We start from the raw sequence: 23,399 nt of genomic DNA, 5'->3' as shown, positions 1-23,399 counted from the left end.
CAATCAAGGACTCAACCGCATCGATGCCCGACTCCCTGCCTTCGGATTCTGTAGGCCTGGTTACCCCACAAACCCTGCATTTTGACGAGCCCCTGACGCTCGCCTGTGGCCGGACCCTGAAGCAGTGGGACCTGGTGGTGGAAACCTATGGCACCCTGAATGACAGGCGCAGCAATGCCGTGCTCATCTGCCATGCCCTCAGTGGCCACCACCATGCCGCCGGGTACCATTCCATGGACGAACGCAAGCCGGGCTGGTGGGACGCCTGCATCGGGCCGGGCAAGCCCATCGACACCAACCACTTCTACGTGGTGAGCATCAACAACCTGGGCGGCTGCCACGGCAGCACCGGCCCCAGCAGCATCAACCCGGACACCGGCGAGCCCTACGGTCCGGACTTCCCGGTGGTGACGGTGCGGGACTGGGTGGACAGCCAGGTGGTGCTTGCCGACCGGCTGGGCATCGACTGCTGGGCCGCCGTGGTGGGCGGCTCCCTGGGGGGCATGCAGGCACTGCAGTGGAGCATCAGCTACCCGGATCGCCTCAGACATGCCGTGGTGATTGCCTCCACCCCCCGGCTCACGGCCCAGAACATTGCCTTCAACGAAGTGGCGCGCCGGGCCATCACCTCCGATACCGACTTTCACGGCGGCCACTACTACAAGCACAACACCCTGCCCCGGCGCGGCCTGATGCTGGCCCGCATGGTGGGGCACATCACCTATCTGTCCGATGCTTCCATGGGTGAAAAATTCGGCCGCGAACTGAGGGACCAGGCCTACCAGTTCGGCTACGATGCGGAGTTCCAGGTGGAAAGCTACCTGCGCTACCAGGGGGAACGCTTCTCCGAGACCTTCGATGCCAATACCTATCTGCTGATGACCCGGGCCCTGGACTACTTCGACCCGGCCTATGAGACCGACAACGATCTGGTGAAGGCCATGGCCAAGGCCCATTGCGAATTCCTGGTGCTGTCCTTCAGCAGTGACTGGCGCTTTACCCCGGCCAGGTCGGAGGAACTGGTGAACGCCATGATCGCCGCCCGGCGCCGGGTGAGTTACGCGGAAATCGACGCACCCTGGGGCCACGACGCCTTCCTGATTCCGACCCCCCGGTACAATGCCGTGTTCTCCGCCTACATGAACCGGGTGGCACGGGAGGTGGGGGCATGAGGGCCGACCTCGAGATCATCCAGCAATGGATCCGTCCCGGCAGCCATGTGCTCGATCTGGGGTGTGGTGACGGCACCCTGCTGCAGTACCTGCAACAGGAGAAACAGACCACCGGCTTTGGCCTGGAGATCAACCCGGACCATATCACCGAGTGCATGGGCAAGGGCGTGCCGGTGATCGAACAGAACCTGGACACCCAGGGCCTGTCCAACTTCGATGACGACAGCTTCGACACCGTGCTGATGACCCAGGCCCTGCAGGCCGTGCAACGGCCGGACATCGTGCTGGACGAAATGATGCGCCTGGGACGGGAAGGCATCGTCACCTTTCCCAACTTCGCCCATTGGCGGCTACGCTGGTACCTGATGTGGCGGGGACGGATGCCGGAATCGGAAACCCTGCCCCACCGATGGTATGACACGCCCAATATTCACCTGTGCACCTTCAAGGATTTTGAGGCATTGTGTCATCAGAAGAACTTCCGCATCCGTAATCGTACGGTAGTGGACGGTGAACACCAGGACCGCTGGCTGAGCCGCCTCTGGCCCAACCTGCTGGGCCAGATTGCCATCTACCGCATTACACGGGGAGACTGACCATGAAGCTCGCAATTACGTTGACGCTGTTGTTGCTGACTCTCGCCGGCCCCGTCACGGCCCAGGAGAAGAGCGTCGATTTCGGGGAATACCAGGTCCACTATGCGGTATTTCCCAGCACCTTCCTGCCACCGGAGGTGGCGGCCGCCAACAACCTCAACCGCAGCAGGGGCATTGGCATTGTCAACATCGCCATCATGACCCAAGGGGACAATGGGGGCATCAGGACGGTACCGGGACAGGTGGAGGGCAAGGCGCTCAATGATGTGGGCCAGCCCAGCTTCCTGGCGTTTCGCCGGATCCAGGAGGGGGATGCGGTGTACTTCATTGCCGAGTACCAGTACAGCGCCGGTGAACTGATGACCTTCCAGATCACCGCCCGCCCCAGTGGCCACGCCCAGGACCTGCCAATCCGTTTCTCCCAGGCGCTGTTCAATGACTGACCAGGATTCCGGAGGCCCCATGACCCAGCGACTGGTCCTTGCCAGCAACAACCCGGGCAAGCTGCGGGAACTGGGCGACCTGCTGGCGCCGCTTGGCCTCAGCCCCGTTGCCCAGGGGGACCTGGGAGTCGGCGAAGCCGAGGAACCCGCCGTCACCTTCGTGGAAAACGCCCTGCTCAAGGCCCGGCACGCGGCCCGGGAAACCGGCCTGCCGGCCCTGGCGGATGATTCCGGCCTGGCGGTGGATGCCCTCGGCGGTCAGCCCGGAGTCCGTTCCGCCCGCTATGCGGGCCCCGATGCCAGCGACGAGGACAATGTCAGCGCCCTGCTCAGGGCCCTGGAGGGCGTACCCGAGGCCGGGCGCTCGGCCCAGTTCCACTGCGTGCTGGTCTATCTGCGCCATGCCGACGACCCGACCCCGGTGATCTGCCACGGCCGCTGGCCAGGGCGTATCCTGGAAGCTCCCCGGGGGGATGGCGGGTTCGGTTATGACCCGGTGTTCCTGGCTCCGGAGTTCAACCTCAGTGCCGCCGAACTCACCCGCGAGCAGAAGGGCCGTATCAGCCATCGGGGTCGTGCCCTGCGCCTGCTGGTGGAACAGCTGGAACAGACGTGATCTCCGCCGCCAGCGATACCGGAACACCCTGCCCGCCACTGGGCCTCTACATCCACGTGCCCTGGTGCGTGCGCAAGTGCCCCTACTGCGACTTCAACTCCCACAGTTTTACCGGGCCACTGCCGGAAGACGACTACCTGGACGCACTGCTGGAGGACCTGCAGCAGGACCTGGCACTGGTCCGCAACCGTCCGGTATCCACCGTGTTTATTGGTGGCGGCACGCCGTCGCTGATGTCCCCGGCGTTCTACCAGACCCTGTTCCGCCGGATCGGTGAGTGGATCACCTTCACCCCGGACGCCGAGATCACCCTGGAAGCCAACCCGGGCACCGTGGAGCAGGGCCGCTTCCGGGGCTTCCGGGAGGCCGGCATCAACCGGCTGTCCATCGGCATCCAGAGTTTCAATCCACAGCACCTGCAACGGCTGGGGCGGATCCACGACGACAACGACGCCCGACGGGCCATCGAGGCCGCCTTCGAGGCCGGCTTCGACAACCTCAACCTGGACCTGATGCACGGCCTGCCGGACCAGAGCCCGCAACAGGCCCTGGCGGACCTGGACGAGGCCCTGTCCTGGCAGACGCCCCACCTGTCCTGGTACCAGCTTACCCTGGAACCCAATACCGAATTCTATAGCCGCCCCCCGGCCCTGCCCGAGGACGACACCCTCTGGAGCATCTGGCAGGCGGGGCGGGAACGGCTGCTGGCGGCCGGGTTCGACGACTACGAGGTATCCGCCTGGGCCCGGCCCGGCCGGTCCTCCCGCCACAATCTCAACTACTGGACCTTCGGCGACTACCTGGCCGTGGGGGCCGGCGCCCATGGCAAGGTGTCGCTGGCGGACGGGGACATCCTGCGCTACTGGAAGACCCGCCAGCCCGATGCCTACCTCAGGCGCATCGGTAGTCGCACCGCCGGCACCCAGTCCATCGATCCGGAGGAACGTCCCCTGGAGTTCATGATGAATGCCCTGCGGCTGAAGGAGGGTGTCGACGAGGTCCTGTTCCGGGAACGGACCGGTTTACCATTGACTACAATTGCTGCAATACTGAATCAATTGAGAACAGACGGGCTACTGGACCCTCACCGCCTACAGGCCACGGAGCGGGGGCGACAGGTCCTGAACAGTGTGCTGGAGCGTTTTCTGTCATGAACGACACTACCCGCAGACCGATCCCGGCGAGGATCCGCTGGCTCGGGGGCGTGACCGCCATCGTGCTGGTACTGCAACTGGGGCTGAACCAGCCCCTCCAGACCCCGGTTTCCCCGCAGGGCATGCTCAACTTCCAGTTGGCCACCACCGGCGAGAACGCCATCGCCATTGTCGAGAGCTGGACCGGGGCCGGCCTGGGCTGGGCCCGGGCGTCCCTGTGGAGCGGCTTCGTGTTTGCCTTCCTCTACAGCACCCTGCTGATTCTCTTCACCAACCATCTGCTGGTGGACCGGCCCGGCATCCGGGAGCGCAAGGCGGGGCGCTGGGTCCGGGGGCTGTTCGTGGCCGCCGGCATGACCCATGTTGCCGAGTACTCCCTGATGCTGGTGAACCTGGATTCGCCCAGTGACCGCCTGAGCCTGTCCGCTACGCTGCTGGCGCTGATCAACTACACCGCCCTGCTGCTGGGCATTGCCGGCCTGGTGGTGATCCGGGCGGCGCGACGCCACCCGATACACACACACCACGCCTGAAAGCGCCGCTGGTAAAGGTTTGAGACGTCGATGCGTAGCGGCTCAGTTGGTCCGCCGGTACACCAGGTCCCACACACCGTGGCCCAGCTTCTCACCCCGCTTCTCGAACTTGGTAATGGGCCGGTGCTCCGGGCGTGGTGAGTAGCCGCCCTCGTCCCGGGCGTTGACGAAGCCTTCCGAGCCGTCCATCACTTCCAGCATGTGCTCGGCGTAGTTTTCCCAGTCCGTGGCCAGGTGCAGGATGCCACCAACACGGAGCTTGTGGCGCAGGCGTTGCACGAACTCGTGCTGGATCAACCGGCGCTTGTGGTGCTTCTTCTTGGGCCATGGGTCGGGGAAGAACACCATGACCCGGTCCAGGCCGGCGTCCGGCAGGCACAGGTCGATCACATCGTTGGCGTCGATGGCGTACACCCGGACATTCTCCAGGCTCCGCTCCTCCACCTCTTTGAGCAACGCGCCCACGCCAGGGGCATGCACTTCCACCCCGATAAAGTCCTGCTCCGGCGCTGCCTCGGCCATTTCCACCAGGGACTGGCCCATACCAAACCCGATCTCCAGGTTCAGCCAGGCTTCACGACCGAAGATCTCCCGGGGGTCGATAACCCCCTGCTCCCGGGTCAGGCCATACTTGGGCCACAGGCGCTCATAGGCCTTCTTCTGACCGTCGGTCATACGACCCTGACGGATCACGAAGCTGCGTACCCCCCGGCGGGTGGTAATGGGGGATGAATCCGTCTGGTTCTGGTGATCAGTCATCTTGCGTCCTCAGGCCACGGTCTGGATAACTCTCGGGTACGATTCGACAGGCTTCACAGTTTACCAGAATCCCGCCACCAGTCAGAGGCAGCCTCCGCCCGGGACCTGCGTCAGATCGCCGACACCCCCTGCGCCGCCGGCTGGCGGTCCAGTTTGCGGTAGCCCAGGGCCTCAACCAGGTGCGACTTCGACAGCGCCTGGTCACCAGTCAGGTCGGCGATGGTGCGGGCCACCCGCAGAATCCTGTGGATGGCCCGGGCGGACAGTCCCAGACGCTCAATGGCCTGGCTCACCAGTTGCTCGCTGGCCGAATCCAGGCGACAGGCCTCATGGAGCGCCGCCCCGGAAAGCGTGGCGTTGAGGCCCTGGCGGTCGAGCTGGCGCTCCCGGGCCGCCATCACCCGTTGTCGCACCGCCGCACTGCCCTCCCCTTCACCATCCCGCCGCAACAGCACCTCACCATCCTGCACCGGCACTTCCACATGCAGGTCAAAACGATCCAGCAGGGGACCGGACAGCTTGCGCCGGTAGCGGGACACCTCGTGGGGCGTGCACTGGCACTCAATGGTGGGGTGGCCACGGTAGCCACAGGGGCAGGGGTTCATGGCGGCGATGGCCTGGAAACGGGCCGGGAACAGGACCTGGCGGGCCGCCCGGGAAATCATGATCTCGCCGGATTCCATGGGCTCCCGCAGTACCTCCAGCACCTTGCGGTCGAACTCTGGCAGTTCGTCCAGGAACAGTACCCCGCGATGGGCCAGGGAGATCTCCCCGGGCTGGGGACTGCTGCCGCCACCGACCAGGGCCACCGAGGAGGCAGTGTGGTGGGGCGCGCGATAAGGTGGCTGACGCCACTGCCCGGCCCGCACCGGCAGACCGGCGATGGAATGGACGCTGGCCACCTCCAGGGCGTCCTGGTCCGTCAGTGGCGGCAGTATGCCCGGCAGACGGCTGGCCAGCATGCTCTTGCCGGTTCCCGGGGGGCCGAACAGCAACAGGTTATGGCCGCCGGCCGCGGCGATTTCCAGGGCCCGCCGGGGCACGTGCTGGCCCCGCACATCCGCCAGGTCCGCCACCCCGGCGGTGCTGTCCACGGCTTCCATGGGAGCCACAGGAGAGAGGGTGTCGGTACCCGCCAGGTGCTCGCATACCCGTAGCAGGTGGTCGGTGGCCAGCACATCATCACCGCCGGCCAGGGAGGCCTCGTCGGCATTATCGGAGGGCACCAGGATACGGCGGCCGGTCTCCCGGGCGGCCATGACCGCCGGCAGTACCCCGCGCACCGGCCGCAGGGTGCCGTCCAGCGCCAGTTCCCCCAGGCATTCCAGGCCGGCCAGGGGTTCCGGAGGCAACTGTTCCGAGGCCACCAGGATACCCAGGGCCACGGCCAGGTCGAAACGGCCGCCCTCTTTGGGCAGGTCCGCCGGAGCCAGGTTGATGGTGATGCGTCGGGCGGGGAATTCGAAACCGGCGTTCAGTAGCGCACTGCGAACCCGGTCCTTGCTCTCTCGGACCGCCGTTTCCGGCAACCCCACAATGGACAGGGACGGCAGTCCGCCGGACAGGTGGACTTCAACGGTCACGGCCGGGGCGCTAACGCCCAGCCGTGCACGGGTATGGATGGTGGCAAGCATGCAGATCTTCCCTGATGTTATAGGCCCCGGCGGTACTGCCTGTGCCGCCTTTTAAGGGGGATTCAGTCCTGTGCCGGGTCGGCGCTGTGCGTCTGCTCCAGTTCGGCGACCCGCTTCTCCAGCTGTTCCAGACGCTCGCGGGTGCGAAGCAGCACCGCCTGCTGGGCGTCGAACTCCTCCCGGGTCACCAGTTCCAGCTTCGAGACCACGGACATGGCCGCAGCACGGGCATGGTTCTCAACATCGTCCCGGGCCGCCCGCGCCATATCCGGAACGAACTGACCGAACTGTTGCTGGACCTGGCCCAGCAGATCGTTGGGAATCTTCACCGCACTCTCTCCGTTATATTCCGTGGGTTCCCGGTCACCAGTCGCGTACCCTGACGGTGGGGCTGGCGGCCTTCTGTTCGCCGGGAGTGTAACACAGCCCGGTCCCTGCCATACTATTCGAAGGGACTCCCCTCAAGCCCGCTGGCAACCTGTCGTTGTCGGTGACGGTTTCAGAGGAAAGCCCCCGAAGGAATGGACGTTTATCAAAAGCAGGCGCACCTGTCTTGAGCAGTTGCACCAAATTGGTTCTCGCTCCATATCGCTGCGCTATAATGGCGCACACTTCGGAACCATTTTGGTTCACAAATATTGTAATACACTGTTTTATAACTATTTTTTTGCGTTGGCATACACGATGCTTTGAGCCTTGCACGCAATCCGCACAATTGGTGTGCGAGGTGGCAGCATCCCGAACCCGGTCGATCCACGATGCAGTGGCCAGAAAACCGGGGCGGCTTAATCCAAGGAGACAGCAATGAAACTTGTGACAGCGATCATCAAGCCTTTCAAGCTGGATGATGTCCGTGAGGCACTATCCGAGATTGGCGTTCAGGGCGTAACCGTAACCGAAGTAAAAGGTTTCGGTCGCCAGAAAGGTCATACCGAGCTCTACCGCGGTGCTGAATACGTGGTCGATTTCCTGCCCAAGGTGAAGGTGGAAGTGGCCATCGGCGACAACCTGCTGGACCAGGTGATCGAGTCCATCACCAAGGCAGCCAATACCGGCAAGATCGGTGACGGCAAGATCTTCGTGACCGAACTGGAACAGGCCATCCGTATCCGGACGGGCGAGACCGGCGAAGAAGCCGTCTGATCCCGGACGCTTAAAGCAGTCAGGCCAACGCAAAAAATCCAACCTAGATAAGCCTCGTGCGGAGGGCTTCCAATGGAAAACAGTGTATTTCATTTACAGTACGCTCTAGACACCTTTTATTTCCTGGTGTGCGGCGCATTAGTCATGTGGATGGCAGCTGGCTTTGCCATGCTGGAATCCGGTCTGGTTCGCGCCAAGAACACCACCGAAATCCTGACCAAGAACGTGGCCCTGTTCGCAGTGGCCTGTACCATGTACATGGTTTGCGGTTACGCCATCATGTACGACGGCAGCATCTTCCTGAGCGGCATGGGCAGCGTTGACGTCGGCGGCGTGATGGGTGAGTTTGCCGAGCGCGGCGACTTCGAGGGCGGCTCCATCTACTCCGGTGCTTCCGACTTCTTCTTCCAGGTGGTGTTCGTGGCCACCGCCATGTCCATCGTCTCCGGTGCCGTGGCCGAGCGCATGAAGCTGTGGGCGTTCCTGATCTTCGCCGTGGTCATGACCGGCTTCATCTACCCGATGGAAGGCGCCTGGACCTGGGGCGGTGCTGACGTATTCGGCATGTACAGCCTCGGCGATCTGGGCTTCTCGGACTTTGCCGGCTCCGGCATCGTACACATGGCCGGCGCCGCCGCTGCCCTGGCCGGTGTCATCCTGCTTGGCGCCCGCAAGGGCAAGTACGGCCCCAACGGCGAGATCCGCGCCTTCCCGGGTGCCAACATGCCGCTGGCCGCCCTGGGTACCTTCATCCTGTGGCTGGGCTGGTTCGGCTTCAACGGCGGTTCCGTGCTGAAGCTGGGTGACGTGGCCAGTGCCCACTCCGTGGCCATGGTATTCCTGAACACCAACGCTGCCGCCGCCGGTGGTGCCATCGCCGCCCTGATCACCGCCCGCGTGATGTTCGGCAAGGCCGACCTGACCATGCTGCTCAACGGTGCCATTGCCGGCCTGGTGGTGATCACCGCCGAGCCGTCCACCCCGAGTGCACTGGTTGCCACCATCTGGGGCGTGCTGGGCGGTATCCTGGTGGTACTGAGCATCGTGACCCTGGACAAGCTGCGCATCGACGATCCCGTCGGCGCCATCTCCGCCCACGGTGTGTGTGGTCTGCTGGGCCTGCTGCTGGTGCCCGTCACCAACGACGGTGTCACCTTCAGCGGCCAGATCATCGGCGCCATCACCATCTTCGTCTGGGTCTTCGTGGCCAGCCTGGTGGTCTGGGGTATCCTCAAGGCCGTCATGGGCATCCGCGTCACCGAAGAGGAGGAGTACGAAGGTGTCGACCTGTCCGAGTGCGGTATGGAAGCCTACCCGGAATTCGTTTCCGGCAAGCAGTAAGATCGCACCACCGGCTCCCCTTCCCGGGGAGCCAAAGCAAAAGGGCAGCCCTCGGGCTGCCCTTTTTTGTGCCTGGAGATAGTCAGCCTTCTGCAGGCCTGACCGGATCCTCCAGGGCCTCCAGCATGAACTGGGGCATGGCCAGCGCGCCGCGGTGGACACCCTCGTTGTAGTAGCGGGTCACGAAGGGCCGGTCGGCGGCGTCTTCCTCGCGGAAGTAGCTGGTGTGGACGTCCTTGCCCCCCATGGTGCAGCTCCACCAGCCGGTGGGGTAGACCGGCTGTGGGAATGGCAGGGTCTGGACATGGTCGAACCCGGCCTTCTTCATGTCCTGGTGGATATCGCGGATGATGCTGTCGGTGTGCAGCAGGGGCGATTCGCTCTGTTGCACGACGATGCCGCCCTCCCGCAGGGCGATCATGCAGTCGCGGTAGAAGTCCAGGGCGAACAGGCCTTCCGCCGGCCCCACCGGGTCGGTACTGTCGACGATGATGACGTCCACGCTGCCCGGCGGCTGGTCGCGCATCCACTGGATGCCGTCGCCGAAGAAGAAGTTGGCTCGCGGGTCCCGGTTGGACTCGCAGAGCTCCGGAAAGTATTTCTCTGACATCTGTGTCACACGCTCATCGATTTCCACCTGCCAGGCTTCCTCCACACCGGGGTGCTTGAGCACCTCCTTCAGGGTGCCACAGTCGCCACCGCCGATGATCACCACCTTTTTCGGGTCCCGATGGGTGAAGAGCGCGGGATGGGTCATCATCTCGTGGTAGAGGAAGTTGTCACGGCTGGTGAGCATCACGCAGCCATCCAGCACCATCAGGTTGCCGAAGGTTTCAGTCTCCCAAATCTCCAGCTTCTGGTAGGGGGTCTGCTCCTCATGGAGCTTGCGCTTCACCTGCAGGGAAAATGCGGTTCCCTTGTCCTGGAAGACTTCGGTAAACCAGTTGTTATCAAGTGTACTCATCCCATACCTCCAATCGTTACGGCCTGCCCCGGCCTGTTACCCGACGGCTCCGGGCGTTATGCCGCCATTGTATGGGCTGTTGCTGGCAGGCCAAAGCGTTGGCCGGAAAAACCTGCGCCGATTGGCCATTGTGCGCTGGTCCAGCTCGGGCCAGACGCCTACAATGGGCTCGCCGGACGCCGGCACCGGACGACTTATGGAGTTCAGTATGGCCACCAAAACCACCGCCAGCCAGGTCTACAACATCCCCCACTGGAGCGACGGCTACATCGACGTCAGTGCCGACGGCGAGGTGCTGATCCAGCCCCACCGCCAGGCCCGGGGCGCCCGCATCCGACTGCCGGAACTGGTCAGCCGTATCACCGGGGCCGGCACGGCCCTGCCGGTGCTGATCCGCTTCACCGACATCCTCCATGACCGGGTGAACAGCCTGTGCCAGGCCTTCAACGAGGTGGCCGCGGAACATGGCTACGATGGCCGCTATACCGCCGTCTATCCCATCAAGGTGAACCAGCAGCGGGGCGTGGTGGAGGAACTGCTGCGGGCGGAACCGGCGGCCGGCAACGGCCAGATCGGACTGGAAGCCGGCAGCAAGCCGGAACTGATGGCGGTACTGGCCCTGTCGTCACCGGGGGCGGTAATCGTCTGCAATGGCTACAAGGACCGGGAATATGTACGCACGGCCCTGATCGGCCAGAAGCTGGGCCACCGGGTGTTTATCGTGGTGGAAAAGCCCTCGGAGCTGAAACTGATCCTGGAGGAATCCGGGCGCCTGCAGGTCAGGCCGCTGATCGGCGTCCGTGCTCGTCTGGCCACCATCGGCAAGGGCAACTGGCAGAACACCGGCGGCGAGAAATCCAAGTTCGGCCTGTCCGCCGGCCAGGTGCTGGACGTGGTGGAACGACTGCGGTCCGCCGATGCCCTCGACAGCCTGCAACTGCTGCACTTCCACCTGGGCTCGCAGATCGCCAACATCCGCGATATCCAGACCGGGCTGCGGGAATGCGCCCGCTTCTACAGCGAGTTGCGCCAGCTCGGCGCCCCGGTGGATACCGTGGATATCGGTGGCGGCCTGGGGGTGGACTACGAAGGCACCCGCTCCCGCAGCAGCTGTTCCATGAACTACAGCATGCGGGAATACGCCTGGAACGTGATCCACACCCTGCAGGGGGAATGCGACCGGGCCGGGGTGCCCCACCCGGACCTGATCAGCGAGTCCGGCCGGGCCCTCACCGCCCACCACGCAGTACTGGTCACCAACGTGATCGACCGGGACCAGCCGGAATCCCGGACACCATCGGCTCCCGCCGACGATGCCCCCGCTCCCCTTCATGACCTGTGGCGGGACTACCGGCACCTGGTGGACGACGGCAGCCCCCGGTCCCGGATCGAGATCTACCACGACCTGCTCCATGCCATGGGTGATGTCCATGCCCAGTTCGCCCACGGCATGCTGTCTCTGGCCCACCGGGCCGAGGCGGAGCGCATCTACACCGCCGGCTGCCGGCAGCTCCAGCAACAACTGGACGGTGCCAACCGGGCCCACCGGGAAATCCTGGATGAACTCAACGAGAAGCTGGCGGAAAAGCTGTTTGTGAACTTTTCCCTGTTCCAGTCGCTACCGGACATCTGGGGCATTGACCAGATTTTCCCGGTACTGCCCATAAGCGGCCTGGACCGGGCCGTTACCCGCCGCGCGGTGATCCAGGACATCACCTGTGATTCCGACGGACGCATCGACCGCTACGTGGATGGCCAGGGGGTGGAAGCCACCCTGCCCCTGCCGGAGCAGGACGGCGACCAGCCACTGCTGATCGGCTTCTTCATGACCGGGGCCTACCAGGAAATCCTCGGCGATATGCATAACCTGTTCGGCGACACCCATTCGGTGGATGTGCGCCTGGACGGGGACGACCGGTACCACATCAGCCAGCCCACCGAGGGCGACACCGTGGCGGATATCCTGCGCTACGTGAACTTCGACCCCGAGACCCTGCTGACGGCCTACCGGGCCCGCTTCGCCGCCAGCGGCCTGGCACCGGAAGATCAGGCTCCCCTGCTGGCGGAGCTGGAAGCCGGCCTGGAAGGGTACACCTACCTGGAGGAATAAGGCCGCGCTGGCGACCTCCGGAAAAATTCCGCCGACATCGTGATCCGCCCCCCAAATCCGGGCGTATATCCCGCAACTGACAATTGCTGGACGAGTGCTACAATCATGATGAAAAACACGTCAGCCCAGGCTGCTGTCAAGGAGCGCCCGGTGTCCACACTGGACCAGAAACCTGCCCGGTCAGAGCGTCGCCGGGATCCCTGGAGCCAGCTGCTCGAGAAGGTTGGTCGGCATGGGGATCGTCAGGCCTACCACGCCCTGTTCGAGCATTTCGCCCCCCAGATCAAGTACTACGCCATGGCCAATGGTCTGTCGAGCCATGCGGAGGAACTGGTGCAGGAAGTGTTTGTGTCCATCTGGCGCCGGTCCTGCCTGTACGACTGGCGCAAGGCGGCGGCGTCCACCTGGATTTTCACCATTGCCCGGAACCAGCGTATCGACATGCTCCGCAAGATGCGGCGCACCAGCGCGGAAATGCCCGTGGAAACCGAGGACCTGTGGCAGATTCCCGGCGACAACGAGGATGAGCCGGTCACCTCACTGCATCGGCTGATGTCTGAGCGTCGGGTCCGGGAATCGCTCCGGCACCTGCCCGAGGAACAGATCACCGTCATCGCCAAGGTCTACATGGAACAAAAGTCCCACCAGATGGTGGCGGATGAACTGGACATCCCCCTGGGCACCGTGAAGAGTCGCGTCAGACTGGCGCTAAACAAGCTCAAGGTAATTCTGCAGGACCAGAACGTATGACCAACCACCACCCCGACAGCCTGATGTTGATGGAATACAGCGCAGGTAACCTGAGTGAGCCCCATGCCCTGTGCATCCGGCTTCACCTGGATCAGTGCGCCCACTGCCGCAGCCGCGTGGATGCCCTGGACAGCCTCGGGGCGGTGATGATGGAGCAGCAGTCCCACGTGGCGGTTGCCGAGTCCACCTTCGACAGCATCATGGCCCGCATCGACAGCGAGCCCGAACCCCGACCGGTATCCCCCACCCCCCGTCGCTCCGCGCTGAGCAAGCTGCTGGGCGACGACCTGGACGGCCTGCCCTGGAAACGACAGCTCCGGGACGTGAGCGTGCTGGACATTACCGACCGCTTCCCTGACCAGGATGACCAAGTCATCCTGCAGAAGCTGTGTGCCGGCGGCAAGGCCCCGGTCCACACCCATCGCGGTGAGGAAACCACGGTGGTGCTCCAGGGCGCCTTTGCCGACAACCGGGGCGTGTTCAACCAGTGGGATTTCGTGGTGCTGGGGCAGGAAGACGAGCACAAGCCCGTGGCCCTGGAGGGGGATGACTGCATTACCCTGTCTGTGCTCAGCGCCCCCCTGAAACTGACCGGCACCTTCGGCCGCCTGCTGAACCCGTTCATCCGCTAGCGTCCCGTCCGGCCCCGCCATCCCGGGGCCGGACCATCTCCGTGAAATCCCGGTTAGTCACCCGCGAGCCATGCTGTAGAATACCGGCTTTCAGGTACCGGTATTTATGATTTTCCCATGAGCAGTGACGACTACAGTTTCCGTTTCGGCGGCATCCAGCGCCTCTACGGCCAGCGCGCCAGTGAGGCCCTGCGCCAGTCCCATATCGCCGTGGCCGGGCTTGGCGGCGTGGGTTCCTGGGCCGCCGAGGCCCTGGCCCGCAGCGGCATCGGCATGATCACGCTGATCGATATGGACGATGTCTGCGTGTCCAACACCAACCGCCAGCTCCATGCCCTGGAGGGCCAGTATGGCCGCACCAAGACCGACGCCATGGCCGATCGCCTGCGGGCCATCAACCCCCAGGCGGATATCCGCGTTCACTTCGGGTTTGTCACCACGGGCAACGTTGATGAACTGATTACCCGTGACATGGATGGGGTGGTGGACGCCATCGACAGCGTCAAATCGAAGGCCGCGCTCATCGCCCATTGCCAGCGCCGGAAGATCCCCCTGGTGGTGGCCGGCGGCGCCGGTGGCCAGATCGACCCGACCCAGATCCAGGTGGCCGACCTCAGCCGCACCACCCAGGACCCGCTGCTGGCCAAGATCCGCAACCTGTTACGGCGGGAGTACGGTTTCTCCCGTAACCCCAAACGGCGCTTCGGGGTGGAGGCGGTCTATTCCACGGAGCAGTTGATCTACCCGACAGCGGACGGCGGCGTGTGCCACCAGAAGCCGGATACCGGCGGGCCGGTGCGGCTGGACTGCGCCACCGGGTTCGGAGCCTCGTCACCGGTAACCGCCAGCTTCGGCTTTATCGCCGCATCACGGCTGGTCAACCGCATCGCCCGCAAGGCCAGCGCCGCCAACGACTGATCCGGGGCGGGGACGGACTCAGTCCCCCCACAAATCCAGCACCAGCTTGCCGCGGACGTGGCCACCTTCCAGCAACCGGTGGGCCGCCGCCGCGTCCGACAACGGGAACACACCGTCCACATGGACCCTGACGTCCCCGTCCTCGATCAGCTCCAGGATTTCCTCAAGCTGGAACACGTCCGGCCGTACGGTCATGCCATGGGCCTTGAGGCCCATCCGCTCCGCTTCGCTGACGATCTCATCCGCGGTGACCGTGGGAATGGTGACCAGCACACCGTGCTCGCTGAGGGCATGCAGCGAGCGCTTGCCGGTGTCGCCACCGACCAGGTCGAGCACAAGGTCCAGCCCGTAGCACTCATCCGCGAAATCCTCCTGGTGGTAGTCGATCACCTCGTGCACGCCCAGCCCCGCCAGGAAGTCCCGGTTGTCCGCGGACGCCGTTGCAATGACATGGGCGCCGCGCTCCAGGGCAAACTGCACCGCCAGGTGGCCGACACCGCCGGCGCCGGCATGGACCAGCACCTTCTGGCCGGGTTCCAGCTCGCCCACATCGAACAGCGCCTGCCAGGCCGTCAGGCCCGCCAGGGGGAGCCCGGCGGCCGGCAGCAGCTCCAGTTCCTCCGGCACAATGGCCAGGTCCACCGACGGAACCACCAGGAACTGGGCGCAGGCCCCGCCGCTGGTGGGGAATCCGACCATTCCCATGACCCGGTCGCCGGGCACCAGCGTGGCCACTTTCTGCCCCACCGCAACCACCTCACCGGCCATGTCGTAGCCCGGCGTCCAGGGTAGCCGGTTTTCGATCTGGCGGGCGGCGAAACCCAGGCCGCGACGGGTCTTCCAGTCGATGGGATTGAGACCGGCGGCCACCACCCGCACCAGTACGTCCTCCGGCCCGGGTTCCGGCACCGGCGCCTCTTCCACCGTCAGCACATCCGGTTCACCGAACTGGTGGTAAACCAGGTGTTTCATGGTCGTGACTTCCCGTGGATCCATGACTGCCTCCCAACCGGTCACCCGGAGTTAAATAACCGCACGGCACAGGGCCGCCCTTTGCGGACGACCCTGACATTTCAGGTTAGCAGAAACCAGTTCAACCAGCGGCCCCTGCAAAGGTATAACCCCCATCCACCCGGATACGCCGGAATATCTCTGCGTATTCCGGCGGTACACGGGAGGGTCGTTGCGATGCCATGTTCACGCAGGCATGGGTGGACACCGCCCGCACCAGGGTCTTGCCATCCGCCGGGCGGATCAGCTGGAACTGCCGGGCCGATCGGATACGACCGTCAAAATCGGTGAACCAGGTGCCCAGTATCAGGTGGTCGCCGGCATTGGCGGACGCCAGGTAGTCGATCTCGGTACGGGTGATGGCCATGGCCTTGCCGGTCTGCTCATGCAGGGCCCAGGTCATGCCCTCGCTGTCGATGTGCGCCCAGCTGATGTCCTCCAGCCAGCGCACATAGACCACATTATTGGCGTGCCCGAGGCGATCGGTATCGTCATCGCTGACATGGATGTCCAGGGTGAAGGGGTCGGGCAGATCCCAGGCCAGGTCGCCCCCCGTGTTGTCTTGCATGGATCGATTGCTCCTTCAGTTCAGTCGTTGGCGGCGGACGGTTCGGCTTCTGCCAGGCCCGGCACGGCAGACAGGGGCAACCGACCGAGACGGTTGCTGTACAGGCTGCCGAAGAACAGCTCGTTGTCATGCACCCGGGCGGAGGTAAGGCCCCAGAGGTAATCGCCGCGGGTATCCTGCAGGCTGGTGATCACCTCGCCGTTTCCGTCCAGGGCCAGCACCAGTCCGTACCGGCCGGGCCCCGGGCGCAGGGATTCTGGCAGACGGGCCACCACATCCTTCAGCCAGGGCTGGTGATGCAGGAAATCCAGTGTCGCGCGCCGGCGTGCGGGCAGGGCCACCCAGTAGCGGCCCCGGCCGTCCACATCCAGGTTATCGGGGAAGCCCGGCAGGTTGTCGGCAAACACTTCCGCCTGGCCCTGTTCCGGCCCGGTCAGCCAGTAGCGCAGTAATCGGTAGCGGGGCGTTTCCGCCACCAGCAGGTAATCGTCGTCGGGGGAGACCACCACCCCATTGGCAAAATACAGGTTGCGTAACAATACCCGGGTCTGCCCGGTCCGCGGATGGTAGGAGAGCAGGCGGCCATTGGGCCGCATGGCCAGCAGGTCAAGCTGGTGGTTGGCCAGGGAGTGCCTGGAACTGGCATCGGTGAAGTAGATCACCCCGTCTCTCGCCACGTCCACGCCATCGGTCAGGCGAAATGGCAGACCTTCCGCCTCCCGGGTCAGCACCCGCACTTCGCCGACGGGAGATACCGTCAGCAGTCCCCGTTGAGCGTCCGCCACGATCAGGTTGCCCTGATGATCGAAGACCAGTCCCAGCGGACGGCCACCGGTGTCCACCCAGCGCTCCGGCTCGCCGCTGCCGCCGTCCTCCAGCCGCATGATCCAGCCATCGCTGGTGCCGGTGTAGAGCCGGCCCTGGGCGTCCATGGCGGTATCCTCGGGATGTTCCAGGTGCCCCCTGGCCAGGATATCCGACAGCCTCAGACGCTCATTGGGGGACAGTACCCCCGTCATGGCCGGGGCCGAAGGTGGCTGCCAGCCCTGGCTCTCAATGGGCGACGGACTCAGCAGAAAGCCACCTAGGACGACAAAAATGATCAGTAGCAGTATCAGCAGCCATTTCATGGAACGGTTCCTGTACCGGTGAACATGGCGATGCGCTCAGGCTGTCAGGAAATCCCGGCACCGGCGAGCGAACTCATCCGGCTTCTCCGCATGCAGCCAGTGGTCGGTGCCCTCAATCTCCTCAAGGTGGGCACGCGGGAACAGGGTATCGATGCGTTCCCGGTGCTTGCGCTGGATATAGGCCGACTCCGCCCCCTTGAGAAACAGCACCGGTCCCTCGAACGGGCCTTCCCCCTCCGGGGCGTCCGCCAGGTTCTGGTAGCAGGCCTCAATCACCGGCAGGTTCAGGCGCCAGCGGAACGTATCGGGGTTATCGGCTTTCTCGTCCGCAGGGACCCGCACCAGGTTCTTCAGCAGGAACATGCGGACTTCCGGAACCTCCACATATTCCTGTAATGCCCGGTCGGCGTCGCCCCGGGAGCTGACCGAGGACAGGTCCAGGTTCTTCATGCCCTCCAGGATGGCATCGTGGCGGGGGTGATAGGTAACCGGGGCAATGTCGGCGACGATCAGGCGCTGCACCCGCTCCGGGTAAGCCAGGGCCACCTGCATGGCGGTCTTGCCCCCCATGGAATGCCCCAGCAGGCAAGCCCTGTCGATGCCCTGCTCATCCAGGTAGGCCACCACATCTTCCGCCATGGCCGGGTAATCCATGGTGTCGGTATGGGGTGAACGGCCATGGTTACGCAGGTCCAGCCCGTGCACCTGCCAGCCATCCTGGAGTCTCTGGTTGACGCCTCCCAGGTTCTCCAGGGAACCGAACAACCCGTGGAGCAAGACCAGTGGCTCGCCTTCGCCGGTGATCCGATGGTGTAACCTGACGCTCATTGCTACCTCTTTCTGCTTTTTGGGCCCACAAACCTGCCGGTTCGCCCGCCAACCGTCAAGCGGAGAGCCATACAGGGCGAGACCCGGGTCTGCTATTGTTGCAGGGTCTGTTTGCAAGAGTACAGTACATGCCGGATTTTTCACTGCTGGCCATCGTGGTTACGGCGCTCTACAGCGTGGCCCTGGTCTGCGTCTACCGCACCCTTATCAGCTACCGGACCGCCCAGGGCGCCATCGCATGGATCATCAGTCTGGTGGGCATGCCCTGGATTGCCGTACCCCTGTTCCTGCTGTTTGGCCGCAACCGTTTCTCGGGCTACGTACGGGCCCGGCGACTGAACGACCGCACCCTGGAGCCCCTGCTCAACCGCTACGAGCGGCAGGCCGAGGGAGTGCCCTACCCGGTGGACTACCCTGGTGACGCCGATGAACTGGGCGTGCTGTGCAAGCTGGGCAGGCAGCCGTTCACCGGGGGCAATCACTGCACCCTGCTGCGCAATGGCGACGCCACCTTCGAGGCCCTGTTTGATGCCATGGAGAACGCCACGGACTACATCCTGCTGGAGTTCTACATTGTCCGCTCCGACCGGGTGGGGGAGCGCATCCTCAATATCCTCCGGCGCAAGCTGGCCCAGGGTGTCCGGGTCTACTTTCTGTATGACGACATCGGCAGCCTGTCACTGCCCGGCCGCTACCTGAACGCCCTGAAAAGCGCCGGCGCCAACGTGACCTCCTTCGGCAACGGCAATGTGCGCCGACGCCGGCTGCAGATCAATTTCCGCAACCACCGCAAGATCCTGGTGTGCGACGGCCGGGTGGGGTTCGTGGGTGGTATCAACCTGGGTGACGAGTACCTGGGCAGGGACCATCACCAGGAAACCTGGCGGGATACCCACTGCCGCATCACCGGCCCCGCAGTTCTGGGCCTGCAACTGGCCTGGCTGGAGGACTGGAACTGGGCCGCCGAGGAGAACCCGACACTGAGCTGGCAGCCCCACCGGGCCACCGGTAGCGATCAGCAGGTACTGGTGCTGCCCAGCAGTCCGGCGGACCGGTGGGAAACCTGCACCCTGTTCTTCCTCAACTGCATCAACAACGCCCGGGCGCGGATCTGGATCGCCTCGCCCTACTTCGTGCCGGATTTCCAGGTGATGAATGCCCTGCAACTGGCGGCCATGCGCGGCGTGGACGTTCGTATCCTGATCCCGGAGAAGTCCGATCACATCCTGATCACCCTGGCCGCCTACTCCTACCTGGTCAGCGCCAACGAGTGCGGCATCCGCATCTGCCATTACCAGCCGGGCTTCATGCACCAGAAGGTGGTGCTGGTGGACAATCGCTACGCGGCGGTGGGAACGGCCAACCTGGACAACCGCTCCATGCGGCTGAATTTCGAGATCACGGCCCTGTCCACCGCACCGGACTTCGTGGCCGAAGTAGAAACCATGCTGGAGGCGGACCTGGCAAACAGCCGGGTACTGCAACGGGCGGACTACGAGGACCGTTCCCTGCTGTTCCGGCTGGCCTGCCGGTCGGTGCGGCTGATGGCGCCCCTGCTGTAGCGGGGTTAGGCACCGCGATCAATCAAACAGCTGCTGCAGCGAGTACCCCACGTTCAGGTAGATGCCCCAGCGGTCGTCGTTGTTGTAGGCCAGGGCCGCCTGCACCGGACCGATCACCGTGTCCATGCCGGCCAGAATGGTGCCGGAGGTGAGCAGGTCGTCCCGCTCAGCGTCACCGATGTCCTCCCAGGCGTTGCCCGCCTCGACACCGGCCCCGAGGAAGAAAGGCACAATGGGACCGCCAAACTTGTGGTAGGCCACCACCGAGCCGATGACTGCGTCCTGGCCGGTTATCTCCCCCTGGCCATAGGCCGACAGGCGACGGAAGCCTCCCAGCAGCACGTTGTTCTCGATCCCCGCCTCACCCCGGGTCACCACACTGGCAAAGAACTCCCCGGACACCACCCAGTCACCGCGGCTGCCGGCACTGGCCAGCCTCAGCACGGCCTGGTCGAAATCGCTGTCCGCCCCCAGCCCCGGGCGCTCGAAACGGCCCCGGAGGCCGGCGAAGGTACCACTCTCCGGCAGGAAGGGATCGTCCAGGGAGTCGTACACGTAACGCAGGTTCCAGCTTCCCTGGTCAATGCGGTCGCCAGTAGCCTGGCTGTCGCCGACCCGGTCATCCACCCGAGCATAGCCCCGTTCGACGGTGAGGCGCATTTCGGCGTTGGCACCCAGCTCGGTTCCCAGGGCCAGGTCCACCTGGCGGCTGGAGACATCCACTTCCGCCTCCCGGTCACCCTCCTGGCCGAACACGCTGTAGCGATCCTTCTCATACTCGGCACCCACCACCAGGAACCGACGATAGCCGTAATCCAGCGGCTGGAACCATTCCGTTCTCACCCAGGGCTGGGTGCCCAGCTGCAGGCCGGTCTGCCATTCCCCGCCGAGGCGGTTGAGCTGGGTCATGCGCAGGGAGGCCGCCACATTGAAACGGGTATCACTCTCGAAATTTTCCTCATAGCCCAGGCCGAAACTCAGGTAGTTCGGCCCCCAGCTTTTCTCCCGTACCAGGATTTCAAGCACCGTGCCCTCATCCCCCGGGCTCAGGCTGTAACTGACGGTCTCATAGTAGCCCAGGCCGTAGATCCGCTTCAGGTCTTCCTCAAGCTGTTGCTGGTCCAGGGGCTTCCCGGTTTTCTGGCGGATCCGGTCGCGGAGAAAACGGTCGGACAGGCGACTGTCCTGACGGATCACCACCTGACTGATCACCCCCGGCTGGAAACTGCGTTCCGTGCGCAGGGCCAGCTCGTTGCGCCAACGCTCCTCGCCCACCGACAGCCGGTTGAGGGCCGACGACTGGTTACGGGCGGCGGTCGCCCCGAGTTCCATCAACAGGGGCACCTGGAAGAAATCCGCTGATCCCAGGCCGGTCAGATCAGGGGTTATCAGCACATCATCCGGGGTCAGGGACGCCAGTTGCTCCTCCACGCTGCGAAGGGTCATCAGGGTGGTCAGTTGCCCCACCACGGAGAAGGCCTGGTCCAGGGACCGCCCCTCCCCGGGTTTGTCCGAGATGTCCACCACAATCACCACCTCGGCGCCCATTTCCCGGGCCACGCTGACGGGCAGGTTATTGGCCACACCGCCATCCACCAGCAGACGGCCATCCCGGCTGACCGGGGCATAGACACCGGGAATGCTCATGCTGGCGCGGATGGCCTCGGCCAGGCTGCCGTCGGACAGCACCACTTCCTCACCGGTCTCCAGGTCGGTGGCAACGGCACGGAATGGAATGGGCAACTGGTCGAAGTCACGCACCAGGGCGGCGTCCTCGGTCAGTTCATTGAGGATGAATCCCAGGTTCTGGCCGGAAATCAGCCCCCGGCCCACCCGGAGCCCGTCCAGGCCCACCCCCAGGCCGGGGCGAATGGGAAAGCGCCAGTTATCCTCCTTGCGGCGCACCGGCTCGTATCGGCGGCCCGGGTTATCCCGGAAGCTGGACACCCAGTCCATTTCCAGTAACCGCTCCTCGATTTCCGCCACCGTCATGCCCTGGGCATAGAGGGCGCCCACGGCCGCACCAGCGCTGGTGCCCACCACCAGGTCCACCGGCACGTGGATTTCCTCCAGCACCCGCAATACCCCGACATGGGCAAGGCCCTTGGCACCGCCGCCGCTGAGCACCAGGCCCACCACAGGCCGGTCCTCATCCTGGGATGAACCATCCGGCGGCGTGGGCGGCGAGGCGGCCTCCTGGGCGGACACGGGGACAAAGGCAGAGATGGCCAGCATGACAAGGCCGGCGAAAAACAGACGGACGAGGTGGGGCACGGCGTCACTCCCTGATGATGGTGCGGTCCCGGGACAAGCTAGGCGTCCCTGTCGTCCGGATCGTCGGCCAGTGACAGATGACTGATGTCCGGCACCACCGGTGGCGGGGATTCCCGCTTGACCCCCAGGTCCGTGCCAGCGGGGGCCAGGGTCCACTCATCCAGGTGCTCGAACATGGGTTCCGGGTCGTGCCGCTCCTCGCTGAGGCGGGTGCCGGTGGGCTCCAGACCGAGGCTGGAGCCGGACAAGAGGGTATCCACCCTGTCGCCCGCCACCGGCAGACGATCACCGGGCTCCACCTGTGGCCCCGGGCCGGACGCGGCCCGTTCACCGGAAGCGGTGTCGGCGGGTTTTGCCGGAGGCTCGTCCGCGTCTGCCTTCTCCGGTGCGGGCGATGGTGACGGCGGCGGACTGGCCGGTTTGCGGTCCGCCATGGGCTCCACATAGGCAATCATGCCATGGCGGGCCAGCACGGTGCGGTATTTCTCGGCCTGGTCTTCCTCCAGCCGGTTGCGGATCACCACCGGGCGTCCGCTGAACATGCGGTCCACCTGCTCAACAGACGCCTTGAACAGCGCACGCGCATTGTTGCGGGCGGTTTCGACGTCGGTGCCGGGCTGGCATTCGCCCCGGAAAATCAACTGAAACATGTCCTGATCCTTACGGTTGCCCTCTGTCCGCCCGTACACCATGACGGATGCGGTTTCTTGATGTAGTTTAGCGCTCCGGACCGGGAATTGGCACGTATCGCATGGTCAAGATAGGCCTCGGGGCGACGCATTTGTGAAAAGTTGAAAAATGCGGCCTGTTTTGCCGACGCTTCCACACTTTTTCTGCGATACTTTTCGTAACAGAATGTAACGGGGAAAACTCCCTGCAGGAGATCCGGAATGGCTCACCACTCACTAAGCTATGCCGCAGGCCTGCTGATCGGCCTGACGCCACTGGCGGCCACGGCAGAGAATATCGACATGCTGATGAACCGGCTGTTTCCGCAGGATGAACTCACCTACATCGGTTTTGACAGTGTCGAGCGGGTCGATATTCCGGAGGCCTCCGGCGTTGATCGCAAGTACCTGATCGTGGATTTCCGCAGCCGCCAGGATGCCAACCGCGAGACCCAGGTGGCCCGGGTCCACGAAATCTGCACCACCCTGCTGGGCAACCTGGACCTGATCCAGGACCTTACCCACCAGGGGTACGACATGGTGAGCGTGGCGTTCGACCGCAACTATCAGTACGACTGCCTGCCCTGACACCG

At 64.4% G+C, this 23,399-nt stretch carries 24 protein-coding genes; 14 read left to right on the top strand and 10 right to left on the bottom strand.

Annotated elements, in window-relative coordinates; translation table 11 throughout:
• Positions 1-23 precede the first annotated feature (23 nt).
• The 6 genes from metX to RO069_RS15435 are packed head-to-tail and all read left to right on the top strand — an operon-like array spanning position 24 to position 4,514.
• Entirely contained in the window at positions 24-1,172 is a 1,149-nt protein-coding gene (gene metX / locus RO069_RS15460; RefSeq protein ID WP_328188746.1) for a homoserine O-succinyltransferase MetX, read from the top strand.
• On the top strand, positions 1,169-1,768 hold the full coding sequence (gene metW, locus RO069_RS15455; protein ID WP_328188744.1) for a methionine biosynthesis protein MetW: 600 nt from the start codon (positions 1,169-1,171) through the stop codon (positions 1,766-1,768). The genes metX and metW overlap by 4 nt, the downstream gene beginning before the upstream one ends.
• Positions 1,769-1,770: 2 nt before the next feature.
• Positions 1,771-2,211, top strand: a complete 441-nt coding sequence (locus RO069_RS15450) for a DUF4426 domain-containing protein (RefSeq protein WP_328188742.1) — start codon at positions 1,771-1,773, stop codon at positions 2,209-2,211.
• A 19-nt stretch (positions 2,212-2,230) separates the two neighbouring features.
• Entirely contained in the window at positions 2,231-2,827 is a 597-nt protein-coding gene (gene rdgB / locus RO069_RS15445) for an RdgB/HAM1 family non-canonical purine NTP pyrophosphatase (RefSeq protein ID WP_328188741.1), read from the top strand.
• On the top strand, positions 2,827-3,981 hold the full coding sequence (gene hemW, locus RO069_RS15440) for a radical SAM family heme chaperone HemW (RefSeq protein ID WP_328188875.1): 1,155 nt from the start codon (positions 2,827-2,829) through the stop codon (positions 3,979-3,981). Before rdgB ends, hemW begins: the two co-directional genes overlap by 1 nt.
• The gene (locus tag RO069_RS15435; RefSeq protein WP_328188739.1) at positions 3,978-4,514 is read left to right on the top strand and encodes a hypothetical protein; all 537 of its coding nucleotides are present in this window, start codon (positions 3,978-3,980) and stop codon (positions 4,512-4,514) included. Before hemW ends, RO069_RS15435 begins: the two co-directional genes overlap by 4 nt.
• 42 nt (positions 4,515-4,556) lie before the next feature.
• Here RO069_RS15435 and trmB read toward each other — a convergent pair whose 3' ends face one another.
• The 3 genes from trmB to RO069_RS15420 all read right to left on the bottom strand — a co-directional run bounded on the left by trmB (position 4,557) and on the right by RO069_RS15420 (position 7,236).
• Positions 4,557-5,273, bottom strand: a complete 717-nt coding sequence (trmB, locus tag RO069_RS15430) for a tRNA (guanosine(46)-N7)-methyltransferase TrmB (protein WP_328188737.1) — start codon at positions 5,271-5,273, stop codon at positions 4,557-4,559.
• A 110-nt stretch (positions 5,274-5,383) separates the two neighbouring features.
• The gene (locus RO069_RS15425) at positions 5,384-6,907 is read right to left on the bottom strand and encodes a YifB family Mg chelatase-like AAA ATPase (protein ID WP_328188735.1); all 1,524 of its coding nucleotides are present in this window, start codon (positions 6,905-6,907) and stop codon (positions 5,384-5,386) included.
• 62 nt (positions 6,908-6,969) lie between these two features.
• Positions 6,970-7,236: an accessory factor UbiK family protein gene (locus tag RO069_RS15420; RefSeq protein WP_328188733.1), complete on the bottom strand. Its 267-nt coding sequence runs from the start codon at positions 7,234-7,236 to the stop codon at positions 6,970-6,972.
• A 475-nt stretch (positions 7,237-7,711) separates the two neighbouring features.
• On the opposite strand from RO069_RS15420, the gene glnK reads away from it, so the two are divergent.
• Together glnK and RO069_RS15410 are read left to right on the top strand one after the other, a co-directional pair.
• On the top strand, positions 7,712-8,050 hold the full coding sequence (glnK, locus tag RO069_RS15415; protein ID WP_004578958.1) for a P-II family nitrogen regulator: 339 nt from the start codon (positions 7,712-7,714) through the stop codon (positions 8,048-8,050).
• 72 nt (positions 8,051-8,122) lie between these two features.
• Positions 8,123-9,391, top strand: a complete 1,269-nt coding sequence (locus RO069_RS15410) for an ammonium transporter (RefSeq protein ID WP_328188731.1) — start codon at positions 8,123-8,125, stop codon at positions 9,389-9,391.
• A gap of 82 nt (positions 9,392-9,473) precedes the next feature.
• Here RO069_RS15410 and speE read toward each other — a convergent pair whose 3' ends face one another.
• Positions 9,474-10,355 carry a polyamine aminopropyltransferase gene (speE, locus tag RO069_RS15405; protein ID WP_328188729.1) on the bottom strand — a complete coding sequence of 294 codons (882 nt, stop codon included), beginning with the start codon at positions 10,353-10,355 and terminating at the stop codon, positions 9,474-9,476.
• Positions 10,356-10,563: 208 nt separating this feature from the next.
• On the opposite strand from speE, the gene speA reads away from it, so the two are divergent.
• The 4 genes from speA (at position 10,564) to tcdA (ending at position 14,765) form a co-directional block, all read left to right on the top strand.
• Positions 10,564-12,465 carry a biosynthetic arginine decarboxylase gene (speA, locus tag RO069_RS15400; RefSeq protein WP_328188727.1) on the top strand — a complete coding sequence of 634 codons (1,902 nt, stop codon included), beginning with the start codon at positions 10,564-10,566 and terminating at the stop codon, positions 12,463-12,465.
• A gap of 150 nt (positions 12,466-12,615) precedes the next feature.
• A complete protein-coding gene (locus tag RO069_RS15395; protein WP_328188725.1) occupies positions 12,616-13,215 on the top strand; it encodes a sigma-70 family RNA polymerase sigma factor in 600 nt (199 codons plus the stop codon).
• A complete protein-coding gene (locus tag RO069_RS15390; protein WP_328188724.1) occupies positions 13,212-13,847 on the top strand; it encodes a ChrR family anti-sigma-E factor in 636 nt (211 codons plus the stop codon). The genes RO069_RS15395 and RO069_RS15390 overlap by 4 nt, the downstream gene beginning before the upstream one ends.
• Before the next feature lie 117 nt (positions 13,848-13,964).
• Positions 13,965-14,765, top strand: a complete 801-nt coding sequence (gene tcdA / locus RO069_RS15385) for a tRNA cyclic N6-threonylcarbamoyladenosine(37) synthase TcdA (protein WP_328188722.1) — start codon at positions 13,965-13,967, stop codon at positions 14,763-14,765.
• 18 nt (positions 14,766-14,783) lie between these two features.
• Here the strand turns inward: tcdA and RO069_RS15380 are convergent, their stop codons facing one another.
• The 4 genes from RO069_RS15380 to RO069_RS15365 form a co-directional block, all read right to left on the bottom strand.
• On the bottom strand, positions 14,784-15,737 hold the full coding sequence (locus RO069_RS15380; protein ID WP_328188721.1) for an NADP-dependent oxidoreductase: 954 nt from the start codon (positions 15,735-15,737) through the stop codon (positions 14,784-14,786).
• 121 nt (positions 15,738-15,858) lie between these two features.
• Positions 15,859-16,344, bottom strand: coding sequence for an acyl-CoA thioesterase (locus tag RO069_RS15375; RefSeq protein ID WP_328188720.1), 486 nt, complete (start codon positions 16,342-16,344; stop codon positions 15,859-15,861).
• A 20-nt stretch (positions 16,345-16,364) separates the two neighbouring features.
• The gene (locus tag RO069_RS15370; RefSeq protein ID WP_328188719.1) at positions 16,365-17,474 is read right to left on the bottom strand and encodes an SMP-30/gluconolactonase/LRE family protein; all 1,110 of its coding nucleotides are present in this window, start codon (positions 17,472-17,474) and stop codon (positions 16,365-16,367) included.
• A gap of 36 nt (positions 17,475-17,510) precedes the next feature.
• The gene (locus RO069_RS15365) at positions 17,511-18,302 is read right to left on the bottom strand and encodes an alpha/beta fold hydrolase (protein ID WP_328188717.1); all 792 of its coding nucleotides are present in this window, start codon (positions 18,300-18,302) and stop codon (positions 17,511-17,513) included.
• Between the two features lie 128 nt (positions 18,303-18,430).
• On the opposite strand from RO069_RS15365, the gene cls reads away from it, so the two are divergent.
• Complete coding sequence (gene cls / locus RO069_RS15360) at positions 18,431-19,864, top strand: cardiolipin synthase (RefSeq protein ID WP_328188715.1); 1,434 nt, start codon at positions 18,431-18,433, stop codon at positions 19,862-19,864.
• 18 nt (positions 19,865-19,882) lie between these two features.
• On the opposite strand, the gene RO069_RS15355 is transcribed toward cls, so the two are convergent.
• Together RO069_RS15355 and RO069_RS15350 are read right to left on the bottom strand one after the other, a co-directional pair.
• A complete protein-coding gene (locus RO069_RS15355) occupies positions 19,883-22,138 on the bottom strand; it encodes a patatin-like phospholipase family protein (protein WP_328188713.1) in 2,256 nt (751 codons plus the stop codon).
• Between the two features lie 38 nt (positions 22,139-22,176).
• Positions 22,177-22,788 (bottom strand): hypothetical protein, encoded by a 612-nt coding sequence (locus RO069_RS15350; protein ID WP_328188711.1) that lies wholly within the window; start codon positions 22,786-22,788, stop codon positions 22,177-22,179.
• Between the two features lie 240 nt (positions 22,789-23,028).
• Here RO069_RS15350 and RO069_RS15345 point away from each other — a divergent pair, with 240 nt between their 5' ends.
• Positions 23,029-23,394, top strand: a complete 366-nt coding sequence (locus RO069_RS15345; RefSeq protein ID WP_328188709.1) for a hypothetical protein — start codon at positions 23,029-23,031, stop codon at positions 23,392-23,394.
• Positions 23,395-23,399: the final 5 nt, after the last annotated feature.

Source organism: Marinobacter sp. OP 3.4, from assembly GCF_036224885.1.
Classification (GTDB): Bacteria; Pseudomonadota; Gammaproteobacteria; order Pseudomonadales; family Oleiphilaceae; genus Marinobacter.
The sequence above is the reverse complement of the archived record's forward strand: the minus strand, read 5'-3'. Positions and strand labels throughout refer to the sequence as shown.

What these genes read in the sequence shown, in the direction of transcription:
- RO069_RS15410 (WP_328188731.1), top strand. Translation starts at nt 8,123, where the DNA reads ATGGAAAACAGTGTATTTCATTTACAGTACGCTCTAGACACCTTTTAT.
- rdgB (WP_328188741.1), top strand. Translation starts at nt 2,231, where the DNA reads ATGACCCAGCGACTGGTCCTTGCCAGCAACAACCCGGGCAAGCTGCGG.
- RO069_RS15435 (WP_328188739.1), top strand. Translation starts at nt 3,978, where the DNA reads ATGAACGACACTACCCGCAGACCGATCCCGGCGAGGATCCGCTGGCTC.
- metX (WP_328188746.1), top strand. Translation starts at nt 24, where the DNA reads ATGCCCGACTCCCTGCCTTCGGATTCTGTAGGCCTGGTTACCCCACAA.
- RO069_RS15375 (WP_328188720.1), bottom strand. Translation starts at nt 16,344, where the DNA reads ATGCAAGACAACACGGGGGGCGACCTGGCCTGGGATCTGCCCGACCCC.
- RO069_RS15370 (WP_328188719.1), bottom strand. Translation starts at nt 17,474, where the DNA reads ATGAAATGGCTGCTGATACTGCTACTGATCATTTTTGTCGTCCTAGGT.
- RO069_RS15380 (WP_328188721.1), bottom strand. Translation starts at nt 15,737, where the DNA reads ATGAAACACCTGGTTTACCACCAGTTCGGTGAACCGGATGTGCTGACG.
- speE (WP_328188729.1), bottom strand. Translation starts at nt 10,355, where the DNA reads ATGAGTACACTTGATAACAACTGGTTTACCGAAGTCTTCCAGGACAAG.
- RO069_RS15390 (WP_328188724.1), top strand. Translation starts at nt 13,212, where the DNA reads ATGACCAACCACCACCCCGACAGCCTGATGTTGATGGAATACAGCGCA.
- cls (WP_328188715.1), top strand. Translation starts at nt 18,431, where the DNA reads ATGCCGGATTTTTCACTGCTGGCCATCGTGGTTACGGCGCTCTACAGC.
- RO069_RS15450 (WP_328188742.1), top strand. Translation starts at nt 1,771, where the DNA reads ATGAAGCTCGCAATTACGTTGACGCTGTTGTTGCTGACTCTCGCCGGC.
- trmB (WP_328188737.1), bottom strand. Translation starts at nt 5,273, where the DNA reads ATGACTGATCACCAGAACCAGACGGATTCATCCCCCATTACCACCCGC.
- RO069_RS15425 (WP_328188735.1), bottom strand. Translation starts at nt 6,907, where the DNA reads ATGCTTGCCACCATCCATACCCGTGCACGGCTGGGCGTTAGCGCCCCG.
- RO069_RS15350 (WP_328188711.1), bottom strand. Translation starts at nt 22,788, where the DNA reads ATGTTTCAGTTGATTTTCCGGGGCGAATGCCAGCCCGGCACCGACGTC.
- tcdA (WP_328188722.1), top strand. Translation starts at nt 13,965, where the DNA reads ATGAGCAGTGACGACTACAGTTTCCGTTTCGGCGGCATCCAGCGCCTC.
- speA (WP_328188727.1), top strand. Translation starts at nt 10,564, where the DNA reads ATGGCCACCAAAACCACCGCCAGCCAGGTCTACAACATCCCCCACTGG.
- RO069_RS15365 (WP_328188717.1), bottom strand. Translation starts at nt 18,302, where the DNA reads ATGAGCGTCAGGTTACACCATCGGATCACCGGCGAAGGCGAGCCACTG.
- glnK (WP_004578958.1), top strand. Translation starts at nt 7,712, where the DNA reads ATGAAACTTGTGACAGCGATCATCAAGCCTTTCAAGCTGGATGATGTC.
- metW (WP_328188744.1), top strand. Translation starts at nt 1,169, where the DNA reads ATGAGGGCCGACCTCGAGATCATCCAGCAATGGATCCGTCCCGGCAGC.
- RO069_RS15345 (WP_328188709.1), top strand. Translation starts at nt 23,029, where the DNA reads ATGGCTCACCACTCACTAAGCTATGCCGCAGGCCTGCTGATCGGCCTG.